Genomic DNA, 13,962 nt, shown 5'->3' on the forward strand with positions numbered 1-13,962 from the left:
GAAGATGCAATCACAGTACAGCTGAAGAAGAAAAGAAATCTCCCCCTGATACTGGAGGTAATGCAAACGTTTTCCCGACAGAAATACCCCTGGCTTAAGGGTAAGAATGTTATTTTTGAAGGAGCAACCTATTCATAGCCGTAAATACGGGTGGTTGTTTACCGTGAAATTCTATGATAATACTTTGTTACAAGGATTATTAATCAATAATATGCCAACATTATATAAAGTATGTGTCTGGACAATTCCATTCCCCCCAACGAATAGAGATATGTTCGTCTTATCAGAAGGCAGCCCAAATATTTATTTTACAACCGAATGCAATTAGATTACATTAACTCTGATTTTGGGTAGTGTTCAGCTTCTTGTGTCTGGCCACAGCTGTCTTCCTGATGAATCCTTTCCTCATTAAATCAGTCAACTACCCCGTAAACATCAATTGCAAAGCCCCCGAACATCCGAAGATAAACGGGGGCTTTCGCGGTTTGGCGGTGGTGCCACCAGGAATCGAACCAGGGACACCAGGATTTTCAGTCCTGTGCTCTACCAACTGAGCTATGGCACCGATGCTGTAAAAAGCGAGGCAAATTTATATATTTTTTTGGAAAATTCCCATTATGGCTCTAAATGCGCTGGATTTTATACTTTTGTGGCGAAAATGACCTCCTTTTTACAGACATACCAGTTAACGAATGGCATCAGGCTCATTCACAGACCCCACTCTTCGGAGGTGGCTCATTTTGGCCTGCTTGTTCATACGGGCACACGGGATGAAAATCCAGAAGAACACGGGCTGGCACATTTTATGGAGCATATGTTCTTTAAAGGCACGGCCAAAAGATCCCCTTATCAGATTATATCCAGGCTGGAAGATGTTGGCGGGGAAATTAATGCCTATACCACCAAAGAAGAGACGGCCCTGTATGCCTCCTTTCTGAAACAGGACTTTAACAGAGCCGTGGAATTAATCCAGGATATATTTTTGCATTCCTCTTTCCCGGAAAAAGAGCGGGAAAAGGAGGCCGAAGTGATCCTGAGCGAAATCCAGGGCTACGAAGATTCTCCCTCCGAATTGATTTTTGACCGGGCGGAGGAGTTACTCTTTCCCAAGCATCCCATTGGAAGAAACATCCTGGGTACCGAGGAGTCCCTTGGCAGCTTCCGGAACGGAACGCTGGAAAAATTCCTGGCGGAGAACTACTCTACGGAAGAGATGGTCCTTTCCCTGGCCGGTGATATCCCTTTTAAGAAGTTCTGCCAGGTCGCCGAAAAATATTTTGGAGACATTCCGCAAAAACCCAGAAGCAGGAAGCGGATCAAACCTATAGCTGTTACAGCAGAGAAGCTTATTGAAAAACGAAATGTTTTCCAGAAGCACTGCATGATGGTCGGGCCTGCCTATGCATTGCCCGACCAAAAAAGATTACAGCTCTATTTATTAAATAATATCCTTGGGGGGCCGGGTATGAACTCCAGGCTCAATATGGCCCTGAGAGAACGCAGGGGATACTCCTACAGTGCAGAATCGCACTATGCTCCTTATACGGACACCGGGGTGATTATGATCTACTTTAGTTGTGATCCGGATAAATTCAACCGTTCCATGCAGGTTAGCCGGGAAGAAATCCGCAAGCTGCGCACCTCCCTGATCACAGATAAAAGAATGAGTCATGCCCGGAAACAGCTGATGGGACAACTGGCCATTTCATACGAAAATAACGAGCACCTGATGCTTACATCGGCCAAAAGACACCTGGTTTTTAATCAGGTGGACAACCTGGAAACCATCCGTCAGAACCTGGAACTTATTACTCCTGAAATGCTCAGGGAAACGGCCAATGAGATCCTGGATCCCCGGAATCTGAATACCCTTATTTTTGAGTAATGAATCTTTTTGAAAATGCTGAATCCCTGGACCAATACCTGGTAGAACATTCTTCCCCGGAAGATCCGGTGCTTAAGGAGCTGGCCCGCCACACCTATCTGAAAGAGGTACATCCAAGAATGCTGTCGGGGCACATCCTGGGAAGCTATCTCTCCATGTTCTCAAACATGATCGCACCAACGCGAATCCTTGAAATAGGAACCTATACCGGGTATTCGGCCATCTGCCTGGCGCGGGGACTCAGGCCCGGGGGGAAAGTGATCACCATCGAGGTCAATGATGAACTTCGTTCCACTGCCCTGCATTTCTTTAAAAAAGCAAATCTTCTTGAACAGATTCAGCTGATCAACGGGGATGCCCTGAAAGTCATACCTGAAATAGAAGGCCCCTTTGACCTGGTGTTTATTGACGCCCATAAAGATCACTATCCGGACTATTACCCTCTGGTTTTTGAAAAGCTCCGGCCGGGTGGATATATTCTGGCTGACAATGTGCTCTGGGGAGGCAAGGTCCTGGGGGCTTCAGAAAGGGATCATACTACCAGCACCATCGACCGATTCAATAAAATGATTACGGCAGATGCTCGGGTGGAAAATCTCCTGCTGCCTGTCAGGGACGGCATTATGGTAATTAAAAAGAAGTAGTTGTTTAATATAATTAAGTATAAGAGTAAACAATTCCTTTCTGTAAATTGTTTACTGCCTGTAAGTGATTAGAAGACCTATCTAAATGGCTGTTTATTCAATCAAAGAGCTGGAAAAATTCGCAGGAATTAAGGCCCATACCATCCGGATATGGGAAAAAAGATACAATCTGATTGAGCCCCACCGCACCAACACCAATATCAGATATTATACCGACAGTGACCTGAAAAAAATTCTGAATGTCGCTGTACTTTACCGGCATGGTATAAAAATATCCAATATTGCCAGGTTGAACGACCTGGAACTTCGTGAAGAGATTATCCGGGTATCCGCAACAGCAGAGACCAACGCTGTACTTATCGACTCCATGGTGCTCTCTATGATTGACCTGGATGAATACAAACTGGAGGCAGTCATCGATAAATCGATTCATAAAATTGGGTTCAAACCGACGGTTACGGAGGTACTTTATCCCTTTTTGGAGAAAGTTGGAATCCTCTGGCAATCAGGAGATGTCTATCCAGCCATGGAACATCTGGTAACTTATCTGATCAGGCAAAAAATTATTTCCGCCACTGAACTTCTTTCAAAAGCTTTTAACCCGGCAGGGAAAAAGTTTCTTTTGTTTCTTCCGGAAGGGGAATGGCATGAAATAGCCCTGCTGTTTGCCCAGTATCTGATCAAAGAGTCCCATCATGAGGTTCTCTACCTGGGACAATCTATTCCCTACTCCGATATACTGGCCATTGGCGCTTCCAAGAAATTCGATTTTATCCTGGTCTCCAGTGCAAATCTACAGCCTGGTTTTGACCTTGGCTCCTATCTGAAAGAGCTGGGGGTGGCTCTTCCGGATAAAAAGATCCTGTACTTCTCAAGCTGCAAAGGAGACCTTCCTGATAAGCTGTCGCCGAACCATATCTATCTGAAGCAGATCCACGACCTTACCAGCTTTTTGGGCAATTTGTCCTGATACCGGGAACAAATAAAAAAAAGCCGAGGTTCCTGTAATTTAGAATGGCTGATATTAAAATACCTCTTAATCCTCTATTATCAAGACTTTCCCTTCTCTACCTTATTTGGAATATTTTATATTTCAATGGGTTATAAATCAATAAAGCTTGACCAATGTTTAATTATATCATATATTTGTTAAACAATTAAGCGATTGTAGAACATAAAGCACCTGATATTATGACAACAATGGAATTTAACAGCAAACTGATAAATATGGAAGAAAGACTTGAGAGATTTGCCATTAGTCTTACTTCCAACCGCGAAGCCGCAAAAGATCTGGTTCAGGAGACTTACCTGAAAGCTCTTTCTTCCAAAGATAAATTTGTTGAATTCACAAATTTTGAAGCCTGGGCATACACTATATTGAAGAATACCTTTATAAATAATTACAGGAAGTCCGTCAGACAAAACACAATTGTTGATACCACCAAGGATCTTTACTACCTCAACAACTCCAGAGAATCTAACTTTATCAAGCCAGATTCCAGTATGCAGCATAAAGAGATCAACAAACACATCGATAAGTTGCAGGATGAGCTAAAGATTCCTTTTTTAATGCACACAGAAGGGTATAAGTATAAAGAAATTGCTGAAAAGCTTGACTTGAAAATAGGTACCGTGAAAAGCCGGATCTTCTTTACCAGGAAGAAATTAATGGAATCACTCGCCGACTATCAGTAGGAGTATAAGCGGATATAGAAGGAATTACAAGGGCAGTCTCCAACAAGACTGCCCTTTATCTTTTCCCATCCACGAAGAATTTACCCGCGAAACTGAGCATCAACAACTGCAAATGCAGCCATATCAATGATTTCACGAACCTCACTCTCCATCTGCAGGATATGAATTGGTTTTCCTAATCCCAGAAGAATGGGCCCGGTGACCTCTCCTCCCCCGATCTCCTGCATCATTTTATAAGCGATATTACCAGAACTCAGGTTGGGAAATATGATGGTATTCACTTTTCGGTTACCCAATTTGCTGAACGGGAATTTCTGTTTCCTCAATTCCGTATTCAAGGCATAATTCATTTGCATTTCTCCATCCGCAATAAGTTCGGGATGCTCCCTGTGAAGGATCTCTACAGCCTCACGGGAACGGAGGGCGCTGGCGCCTTTAATGGCTCCGAAATTTGAATAAGAGACCAGGGCAATCACCGGTTCCATATTAAAATGAGAGACCTGTTCAGCCACCATGACCGTGGCGTCAACCAGTGTGCGGGCAGAGGGTTGCACATTTACGGTGGTATCAGCGAAAAAGTAGGGACCCTTCTTTGTATGAACAATGTACATGCCGGCAATATGATGCTGAGGATTATTGGTGCCGGCAATTTGTATGGCGGGTTTGATCACATCGGCATATTTGCTGGAGAACCCTGAAAGAAATGCATCTGCATCTCCTTCGGTTACCATCATCATTCCAAACTGGTTGGACAGGCGCATCTGCTTTAATGCATCCTCATAAGTCATCCCTTTTCTCTGACGGATTTTATAGAGCTTCTGCGCATATTTTTTTCTGGTTGCCTCCATTTCCGGAGCTGCCTGATCCAGTATTTCAATCCCGTTAAGATCGAGATGATACTCTTCAATTAACTGTTCTATCCGTTGCTTATCTCCCAACAATAACGGATTAGCAATTTTGTCCTGAATGATCGTCTGCACAGCCTTTAGCATTTTAAAACTGGCCGCTTCCGCAAAGACAAGCCGTTTTGGATTCTGTTGAGCTTTCACTCTAACCTCGTGAATCAAACGATTCTCTATTCCCATCCTCTCCTTCAACACCTCTTCATAAGCCTCCCAGTCCGTGATGGGTGTTTTGGCCACGCCACTCTCCATGGCTGCCCTGGCCACAGCGGGTGCCACATGATAAATTAACCTGGGATCGAGCGGCTTCGGAATGATATAGTCCCTTCCAAAATACAGATTTTCGACCTTATAGGCCTTGTTGACCACCTCTGGCACATTGGTTTTGGTCAGAGAAGACAGTGCATTTACTGCCGCAATTTTCATCTCTTCGTTAATGGAGGTGGCCCTGACATCCAGAGCCCCCCTGAAAATAAAAGGGAAGCCAAGCACATTATTGATTTGATTGGGATAATCGGATCGCCCTGTGGCAAAAATGATATCCTTTCTGGCGGCGATGGCTTTCTCATAAGAAATTTCAGGATTGGGATTGGCCATGGCAAATACAATGGGATCACGATCCATGGATTTAAGCATCTCCGGAGTCAGCACATCTGCAACTGAAAGACCCAGGAATACATCAGCCCCCTTCATGATCTCCTCCAGAGTATTGGCTTCGGTTTCCCTGACAAACTCTTTCTTATACTTATTCAACCCTTCCCTACGGGTATTCAGAACACCGCGCGAATCAACCATAAACAGATTTTCGGCTTTAACCCCCAGGGAAATATAGAGTTTTGCACAGGAAATCGCTGATGCGCCAGCACCATTGACCACAATCTTCAATTGATGAATCTTCTTATCAACCAATTCCAGGGCATTTAGCAAGCCGGCGGCAGAAATAATGGCCGTTCCATGCTGATCATCATGAAATACCGGAATATCCAGCTCTTCTTTCAGGCGGGTCTCTATCTCAAAACACTCAGGCGCTTTGATATCTTCCAGATTGATCCCTCCAAAAGTAGGAGCAATGGCTTTAGCCACCTCAATAAACTGATCCACATCCTTGCGGTCAATCTCGATATCAAACACATCCACATCGGCAAATATCTTAAAAAGCAAGCCCTTCCCTTCCATCACGGGCTTACCCTGTAAAGCACCAATATCACCCAGGCCGAGTACCGCCGTTCCATTTGACATTACTGCCACCAGGTTCCCTTTTGCCGTATACTTATAGGCGTCCTCCGGATTATCTTTGATCGCCAGACAGGGGTCAGCCACACCGGGCGAATAGGCCAGTGAAAGATCCCTCTGAGAAGAGTATGGTTTGGTGGGTATAACTTCTATTTTCCCTGGTCTTCCACTGCTATGGTAATTCAGGGCATCTTCGCGGGTATTTTTAGACATAACCAGATATGTTTTTAGTAATCAATCATAAAAGTACAAAGAGTGTGATCTCATTGTCATTCATAATGACCTAAAACATCATGTTGTTAAGCAGCATGTCCACCTTGCCATCCCCTGAATGTCTATCTGAAGAAAAAACCCTCCTTCAGAGGGTCCTCCGGATCGAAGCAGAAACTGTTTCTGCCAGTAAAGGAAGCCGAACCCGTAACTTCAGGTATCACCGCTTCATGGGGTCCAAAGCGTGTCAATTCGGCCACCCTGACTTCCATGGTGGTTCCCAGGATACTTTCGATCATCATAGACTGTCCCATTTTCAACTCTGCTCTTGCAAAATGCAGCGCTGCACGTGCACTCACTCCGGAACCTGTGGCAGAACGATCCACTTCGCCATCGGCGAATATGCAAACATTGCGACTATCTCTCGAGGGATGGTGCGCCTTTCCTGTGAAGATGGTTCCATACAGGAAACTCAGATCCGGCTCAAAGGGATGGTTGATTTGCTGCTTTTTTATCACACTATGCTTGATCTGCATGCCGGTTTCAATCATTCTGTTAACTCCCGAAGGCTCCATCGATATATTCAATCTGTCTGCATCCACAATGGCATAAAAGGCACCGCCATAAGCCACATCATACTGTACCTTTCCCAGTCCCGGCACCTCAACTTGCTGATCTCTGGACAACACAAATGAGGGAACGTTTTTAAAGGAAATCGAATGAACGATCCCCTGTTCCCGAAAGCCGGTGGAGACAATCTGTCCCGGAGGAGCATCAATGATTACCTGCGGAGCGTCTCCTGCTATCTCAATCAGTCCCGTATCCAGTACAAATTTCGTCAGGGCAATAATGGCGTGTCCGCACATGGTACTGTACCCTTCATTATGCAAAAAGAAGGTCCCGAAATCTGCCTCTTTCGTAAAGGGTCTGGTAAGCACCGCCCCATACATATCCGCGTGGCCCCGGGGTTCCCACATAAGGCCTTTACGTATATGGTCCAGGTGATCCCTGAAATACTTTCTCATCTCCAGCACGGACCCGCCCTTTATTTCCGGATATCCATCCAGAAGTATCCGAAGTGGTTCTCCTCCGGTATGCATATCCATGGTTGAGATCCTGAGCCAGTGGCCGGGTGGGTCCCATTTCACCTTTTTAAGTTTGCGATCCACGATTTCCATTGATTTCAGGAGAGGCTTTCATAAACCAGCCTGGCCCCATAGAGGTCAAATGCCGCCATGCCCACCGATTTAAAAAACCGGGTTTCCCCGCTTCGTTTAACTCTTTCAAGGATCAGTTCCGACAGAGGGATTACCTGCCCTTCCCGGATCAACCCTTTTTTCAGGGGTTCCATCAGATCTCCGGTCTCAACAAGAGCAACCGGGGTATCAACAAAAACCTGGTCGATATGCGCAAATATCTCATCTGGAAATTCTCTCATATCAGGCTTATAGGAACCAATCCCGATAATCGTTTTCCCTTTCCACCATTCACCCCGGGCCGGTACAACGGCCCGCTGCGATCCGGTAGCAGTAATTAAGATCTCCGATTGCTCGCAAAGCTCCTCTGCACTTTTACAGGATATGACTTCAATGTCCGGATAAAAGCTCATAAACCGGTCTGTAAACCGGGACATGACCTTTTCGGAGCGATCCAGGATCCTGAGTTTTTCTATGGGGCGCTGCTGACAGGCAAAAAGCGCCTGGTGAAATCCCTGAATACCCAGACCAACAATCCCCAGGGAGGAAGCTTCTGTCGGGGCGAGGTAACGTATAGCCACAGCTCCCACGGCGGCTGTACGCATCGCTGTTAATTTACTTCCATCCAAAACGGCCAGGGGCTTTCCGGTCTGTCCATCATTCAGAACGACCGAACCATAGATCAAAGGCTCCTTTTTTTTCAGGTTCTCAGGAAAAACAGAGACGATCTTCGTGGAAAAATAGGAGCTTCCAAAGCAGGGCATCAGCAGAAGTGTATTGGAACCTCGGTCGACATGAACCCTTTGAGGTACCTCAACGATCCCCTTGGCGGTGTCAATGAAGGCCTGTTCCATGGCATCCGTCCACTGAACGACAGTGGAGGCATTTGCTATGTCCTGGCTGCTAAAATTTTTCATGTCAAAGACTTAGGGAACAAAATATGAAATTAACATAAAACTATGATTTTTAATGATCCCATATTTGAATACTGGTTGAAACAGGGTGCGAGTTTGTACTTGTAAGAACCGAGTTTAAAGGCTCAGCTAAAAAGCCAATAGCGGCGTTATGTATTGATTTTATTCGCTATTCTCCTTTGAAAAGTACCTTGGTTTCGTTTTCGTCCAGACAATTATCCCGATACCTGCAATAATAAACGGAAGGCTCAACAACTGTCCCATATTTAAACTCATTCCTGCTTCAAAGGTGACCTGGTCATTCTTCAAAAATTCAATTAAAAATCTTGCACTAAACAGGACAATCATAAAGACACTGAAAATGAAACCATCCCGTACTTCCATGTTCCTCTTTCGATAAAAAACGAATGATGAAATGAAAATCAAAAAGTAACTAAGGGCTTCGTATAATTGTGTTGGATGCCTTGGCACAGTTGGGAGTATATTACCAGTAGTACTATCGTAAAGCCTATCTCTGACAAATTCCACACCCCAGGGCAAATTGGTTGGAAAACCATAAATTTCTGAGTTGAAAAAATTCCCCAGACGGATGAAGACACTGGCTAAAGCCACCACAATTACAATCCTGTCCATAAGCCAGAGGAAAGGAATCTTATATTTTCTATTATAAAGCCAAAGAGCGAGAAGAATGCCTATGGCCCAACCATGACTTGCCAGTCCCCCTTTCCAAATTTTGAGGATCTCCAACGGATTCTTCAGAAAATAGTCTGGTTCATAAAATAAACAATGACCGAGTCTTGCACCAACTATACCGGCAATTGCAAGATAAACCAATAGACTATCGACCATTTCTAATGTGAGTTTGTTCCCACGGAGAAATCGTTTAAAAATCAAGTACCCGACAAATAAGGCTGAAGCAATCATTAAGCCATACCATCTGATACCATGGTTACCGATTGAAAAAATCTCCGGATCGAAATCCCAGGTTATTGCACAAAGTACCATAAGGTATAGAGTTGAGGTAAAAATAAAGCTAACATTAATTTCAATATCCTGATATCCAAAATATATAAATGTGAACACCAGTTATCAGTGAGACCGGGTGTGATCGGGAGTGGGAATATGTTCTGATGGCGACGTAGTTATATCTGATTTGAAATTATTATATCGAACCTATTCTTGAAACAAGTTTTTTGATGAGATATTTCAGATTACCAATGAGTTACAGAATAATAAAAGAAGAAACAGATGAAAAATCCGTTTCTTCCGTTTCTGTACCCAGAGCCGGATTGTTTTCCGAACCATTTTTGAAGGATCTGGATTTGATTTGGCAGCTGGATATAAGTTCAAATTCAACTCATCTTGATTCAATTTAAACCGAATAAGCATTCCGCCAATGTCGGAATAAAAAAGTGCCAAAAGCCGGAATACCTTTCTAACCCCATATAAATATTTTACATAACGCCAGTTATTATTTCTTTTTAAATGGATCGTCTTTGTATTTTGAAAAACCGAATACTGTTATAATACCTTTTTTATCATCAACCTTATAAATAACTATATATCCTTTAAAAATTAAATCTCGAATATCTTCACGATCAAAGAAGATTGATTTTCGGTTAGCAAAAGGCATATCGGGAATATCCCTGATCCTTATTATTATATCTGTTTTAAACTTTCTTGCTGCGCCTGGTTTATCTTTAGCAATATAATCAACTTGATCATTTAGTCTATCCCCAAATGTTTTAAGAATTCTAATCTTCATTTTTATGGATAGTTGCATCAAGTCTGTTTTCTAAGGCTTTAACAGTCGTGTATTTCGCAGTGCCTTCTTCAACGCTGGCTAATTCCTTTTCCAGGTATTGTTGGATGGATAGAAATGTATCATTTTCTTCAATCACTTCGACTTCATCTTTACTGAATTTGCTAAGAAGCCTGATCAAATTCTTGTACACTTTATCCTTTACGCGTAATCGAATCGTTTGCATGATTCATATTTTTCCTAAAGATACAAATTTGCATGGATATGCAGATAATAGATGACTGATGGCGACGTAGTTATATCTGATTTGAAATTATTATATCGAACCTATTCTTGAAACAAGTTTTTTGATGAGATATTTCAGATTACCAATGAGTTACAAAATAAAAAAACGGAAGATGCAGATCAAAAATCTGTTTCTTCCGTTTCCGTACCCGGAGCCGGGATCGAACCGGCACGGCCATTACTGGCCACTGGATTTTAAGTCCAGCGCGTCTACCAATTCCGCCATCCGGGCATCAAGCTGGTAGTTGCATAAAATATGTATAATACCTTTCTAACTACAATTTGCCCTGCCATCCTGGCATCAAGCTGGCAGTTGCCTTTGCTCAGCGCTGGCTTGCAAATTTAATCAAAATGCTTTAATCTGAATGCCGGGCATGAAAAAAGGGCACCCGCCTGGACACCCTTTTCTTCATTTGAGCGGGAAACGGGACTCGGACCCGCGACCCCGACCTTGGCAAGGTCGTGCTCTACCAACTGAGCTATTCCCGCAAATGGATTGCAAATATAGTACGCAAAAATCAATCCTGCAAACCAAATCGTTCTATTTTTCAGATTGATTAGTCCTCAAAAGGCTGATTATAATCCAGATAGCTTCTTTATCTCGTTCAATTTATTGAGCGCCTCCACCGGAGTGAGGTTATTGATATCCAGATCGGCTATCTGGTCGCGTATCTGCTTTAATACTGGATCGTCCAGCTGGAAGAAGCTCATCTGCAAGCCCTCTCTGCCTCCGGCCAGCTCGGCCACGGGCTTACTTAAATTCTTTTCTCCTCCGGTCTTTTCCAGCTCTGCAAGAATCTCATTGGCCCTCTTAACCACACTTCTGGGCATTCCTGCCATCCGGGCCACATGAATCCCAAAGCTGTGTTCGCTGCCTCCCGGAACCAGTTTCCTCAGAAATAGGACCCGGTCGTCCAGCTCTTTGATGGAAACATTATAATTGCGGACCCTGGAGAAAGAGGCCGCCATTTCATTCAATTCATGGTAGTGTGTGGCAAATAGTGTTTTTGCTTTCCCTCCCGGAAGCTCGTGGATATACTCCACCATAGCCCAGGCAATGGAAATACCGTCGTAGGTACTTGTTCCGCGGCCTATCTCATCCAGAATGACCAGGCTGCGCTCCGAAAGATTATTTAATATGCTCGCAGCCTCCAGCATTTCAACCATAAAGGTGGATTCTCCCAGAGAGATATTGTCCGAGGCCCCCACTCTGGTAAAAATCTTATCCACCCAGCCAATACTGGCCGACTCGGCCGGAACAAAACTTCCCACCTGAGCCATCAGGGTAATCAGTGCGGTTTGTCTTAGAAAAGCCGATTTACCTGACATATTGGGACCGGTAAGAATCATGATTTGCTGGTCTTTTTCATCCAGTCTGACACTGTTGGAGACATAGGTCTCATCCACCGGTAGCTGCTTTTCAATGACCGGGTGGCGCCCTTCGGTGATCTCAATGCAGGTAGAATCATTCACTTCGGGCCGGCAGTATCCGTTTTCCAGGGCCGTCACAGCAAAGGAGAGAAGACAATCGAGCCGCGCCACCAGGGAAGCATTTAATTGGATAGGCTTCACCCATCCGGAAATATCTGTAAGCAGTTTTTGATACAGACTTGCTTCCAGCGCCAGGCTCTTTTCTTCGGCCCCCAGGATTTTCTCCTCATAGGCCTTCAACTCCTCAGTGATATAGCGTTCGGCGCTAACAAGCGTTTGCTTCCTGATCCATTCTTCAGGGACCTTATCCTTGTGTGTATTGCGGACTTCAATGTAGTATCCAAATACATTGTTATATCCGATCTTGAGGCTCGAAATACCGGTCCGCTCCATCTCCCTCTGCTGCATGCCTACCAGATAATCCTTCCCTGCAAACATGATCTCCCTGAGTTCATCCAGTTCGTCTGATACTCCGGCTGCTATAACGCCTCCTTTGTGGACCTGAGCCGGGGGTTCTGCTTCTATTTCCTTTTCGATACGATCCTTCACCTCTGCACAGGGGTCCAGCTGAGAGGCCAGCTGTTGCAGGGATAACTCTTCCGATTTTTTGCATCGTTCCTTCAGCGGAGCAATGGCTTCCAGTGCGATCTTCAGCTGAATAAGTTCTCTGGGGCTAACCCTGCCTACAGCCACCCTGGAGATAATTCTTTCCAAATCACCCACCTGATTGATCTGCCGGGACAAAAAGTCCCTGAATTCTTCTTCCTGGCTGATGTACTCCACCAGGTTGTGCCGTTCACGGATCAGCAGTACATCTTTCAGCGGAAGCGAAATCCATCGCTTCATCAAACGGGATCCCATGGGAGTGACTGTCCGGTCCATCACATCCAGCAGGGTAGGAGCTCCTTCATACAGGGATTGGAATATCTCCAGGTTCCGGATGGTAAAGCGGTCCAGCCAGACATAATGATCCTGTTCTATGCGAGACAGACCGGAAATATGCCCCGTGCGGTTATGCTGAGTCAGATCAAGGTATTGAAGAATGGCTCCGCTGGCTATGATTCCATGACTCATCTCCTGAATTCCGAAGCCCTTCAGGGTCTGAGTGCCAAACTGTTGCTGCAGCTTGTCTCTGGCATTCTCTTCTGTATAGACCCACTCCTCCAGCAAAAAAGTGAAATAACTATCCCCGAATATCTCCTGGAACTGATCGCGATGGCTTCGCTGTACCAGGACCTCTTTGGGCTTAAAGCTGGTCAGCAGTTTATCTATAAAGCTCTGATCGCCCTGAGAGGCCAGAAACTCACCCGTTGAAATATCCAGAAAAGCGATGCCGTTGATCTGCCGGCCCAGATAAATACTGGCCAAAAAATTATTCTCCCGGTTATCCAGCACATTTTCATGGTAGGTAACACCCGGTGTAACCAGTTCGGTAATCCCTCTTTTTACAATTTTCTTTGTGAGTTTGGGATCCTCCAGCTGTTCACAAATGGCCACCCTTTGCCCAGCCCGAACCAGCTTAGGCAGGTAGTTGTCAAGCGCATGGTATGGAAATCCTGCCAGCTCCACAGAGGAGGCTGCTCCGTTGGCCCGTTTTGTAAGTGTAATGCCAAGGATTCCGGCGGTTCGGATGGCATCTTCTCCAAATGTCTCATAGAAATCTCCAACCCGGAAGAGCAATACTGCATCCGGGTGACTCGCCTTAACGGAGTAATACTGCTTCATCAGAGGCGTTTCAACGATATTTTTCGGAGTGGCCATCTAAACACCTTGTCCCCCAAAAATAGAGCTAATGTCACGATTAT

The 13,962-nt window shown here is 44.7% G+C and carries 11 protein-coding genes and 3 tRNA genes; 4 read left to right on the forward strand and 10 right to left on the reverse strand.

Annotated features, from left to right (window positions below; all coding sequences use genetic code 11):
* Positions 1–492: 492 nt before the first annotated feature.
* Positions 493–565: transfer RNA gene (locus tag P1P86_09750), tRNA-Phe, on the reverse strand.
* A gap of 93 nt (positions 566–658) precedes the next feature.
* Here P1P86_09750 and P1P86_09755 point away from each other — a divergent pair.
* The 4 genes from P1P86_09755 to P1P86_09770 all read left to right on the forward strand — a co-directional run bounded on the left by P1P86_09755 (position 659) and on the right by P1P86_09770 (position 4,224).
* A complete protein-coding gene (locus tag P1P86_09755; protein ID MDF1575460.1) occupies positions 659–1,885 on the forward strand; it encodes a pitrilysin family protein in 1,227 nt (408 codons plus the stop codon).
* Positions 1,885–2,529 carry an O-methyltransferase gene (locus P1P86_09760; GenBank protein ID MDF1575461.1) on the forward strand — a complete coding sequence of 215 codons (645 nt, stop codon included), beginning with the start codon at positions 1,885–1,887 and terminating at the stop codon, positions 2,527–2,529. Before P1P86_09755 ends, P1P86_09760 begins: the two co-directional genes overlap by 1 nt.
* Before the next feature lie 85 nt (positions 2,530–2,614).
* Positions 2,615–3,499: a MerR family transcriptional regulator gene (locus P1P86_09765; GenBank protein ID MDF1575462.1), complete on the forward strand. Its 885-nt coding sequence runs from the start codon at positions 2,615–2,617 to the stop codon at positions 3,497–3,499.
* Between the two features lie 221 nt (positions 3,500–3,720).
* On the forward strand, positions 3,721–4,224 hold the full coding sequence (locus tag P1P86_09770; protein MDF1575463.1) for a sigma-70 family RNA polymerase sigma factor: 504 nt from the start codon (positions 3,721–3,723) through the stop codon (positions 4,222–4,224).
* 80 nt (positions 4,225–4,304) lie between these two features.
* Here the strand turns inward: P1P86_09770 and P1P86_09775 are convergent, their stop codons facing one another.
* The 9 genes from P1P86_09775 to mutS form a co-directional block, all read right to left on the reverse strand.
* On the reverse strand, positions 4,305–6,572 hold the full coding sequence (locus P1P86_09775) for an NADP-dependent malic enzyme (protein ID MDF1575464.1): 2,268 nt from the start codon (positions 6,570–6,572) through the stop codon (positions 4,305–4,307).
* A 122-nt stretch (positions 6,573–6,694) separates the two neighbouring features.
* Positions 6,695–7,738: a proline racemase family protein gene (locus tag P1P86_09780; protein ID MDF1575465.1), complete on the reverse strand. Its 1,044-nt coding sequence runs from the start codon at positions 7,736–7,738 to the stop codon at positions 6,695–6,697.
* A gap of 14 nt (positions 7,739–7,752) precedes the next feature.
* The gene (locus tag P1P86_09785) at positions 7,753–8,682 is read right to left on the reverse strand and encodes an ornithine cyclodeaminase family protein (protein MDF1575466.1); all 930 of its coding nucleotides are present in this window, start codon (positions 8,680–8,682) and stop codon (positions 7,753–7,755) included.
* Positions 8,683–8,841: 159 nt separating this feature from the next.
* A complete protein-coding gene (lgt, locus tag P1P86_09790) occupies positions 8,842–9,684 on the reverse strand; it encodes a prolipoprotein diacylglyceryl transferase (GenBank protein MDF1575467.1) in 843 nt (280 codons plus the stop codon).
* Positions 9,685–10,150: 466 nt separating this feature from the next.
* The gene (locus tag P1P86_09795) at positions 10,151–10,444 is read right to left on the reverse strand and encodes a type II toxin-antitoxin system RelE/ParE family toxin (GenBank protein ID MDF1575468.1); all 294 of its coding nucleotides are present in this window, start codon (positions 10,442–10,444) and stop codon (positions 10,151–10,153) included.
* Positions 10,434–10,667: a hypothetical protein gene (locus P1P86_09800; protein ID MDF1575469.1), complete on the reverse strand. Its 234-nt coding sequence runs from the start codon at positions 10,665–10,667 to the stop codon at positions 10,434–10,436. The genes P1P86_09795 and P1P86_09800 overlap by 11 nt, the downstream gene beginning before the upstream one ends.
* 205 nt (positions 10,668–10,872) lie before the next feature.
* A tRNA-Leu gene (locus tag P1P86_09805) sits at positions 10,873–10,958 on the reverse strand.
* 184 nt (positions 10,959–11,142) lie between these two features.
* A tRNA-Gly gene (locus P1P86_09810) sits at positions 11,143–11,215 on the reverse strand.
* A gap of 87 nt (positions 11,216–11,302) precedes the next feature.
* Entirely contained in the window at positions 11,303–13,918 is a 2,616-nt protein-coding gene (gene mutS / locus P1P86_09815) for a DNA mismatch repair protein MutS (protein ID MDF1575470.1), read from the reverse strand.
* Positions 13,919–13,962: the final 44 nt, after the last annotated feature.

Source organism: Bacteroidales bacterium (assembly GCA_029210725.1).
Lineage (GTDB): Bacteria > Bacteroidota > Bacteroidia > Bacteroidales.

Coding starts and splice junctions, on each gene's coding strand:
- P1P86_09755 (MDF1575460.1), top strand. CDS start 659: ATGACCTCCTTTTTACAGACATACCAGTTAACGAATGGCATCAGGCTC.
- P1P86_09760 (MDF1575461.1), top strand. CDS start 1,885: ATGAATCTTTTTGAAAATGCTGAATCCCTGGACCAATACCTGGTAGAA.
- P1P86_09765 (MDF1575462.1), top strand. CDS start 2,615: ATGGCTGTTTATTCAATCAAAGAGCTGGAAAAATTCGCAGGAATTAAG.
- P1P86_09770 (MDF1575463.1), top strand. CDS start 3,721: ATGACAACAATGGAATTTAACAGCAAACTGATAAATATGGAAGAAAGA.
- P1P86_09775 (MDF1575464.1), bottom strand. CDS start 6,572: ATGTCTAAAAATACCCGCGAAGATGCCCTGAATTACCATAGCAGTGGA.
- P1P86_09785 (MDF1575466.1), bottom strand. CDS start 8,682: ATGAAAAATTTTAGCAGCCAGGACATAGCAAATGCCTCCACTGTCGTT.
- lgt (MDF1575467.1), bottom strand. CDS start 9,684: ATGGTACTTTGTGCAATAACCTGGGATTTCGATCCGGAGATTTTTTCA.
- P1P86_09795 (MDF1575468.1), bottom strand. CDS start 10,444: ATGAAGATTAGAATTCTTAAAACATTTGGGGATAGACTAAATGATCAA.
- P1P86_09800 (MDF1575469.1), bottom strand. CDS start 10,667: ATGCAAACGATTCGATTACGCGTAAAGGATAAAGTGTACAAGAATTTG.
- mutS (MDF1575470.1), bottom strand. CDS start 13,918: ATGGCCACTCCGAAAAATATCGTTGAAACGCCTCTGATGAAGCAGTAT.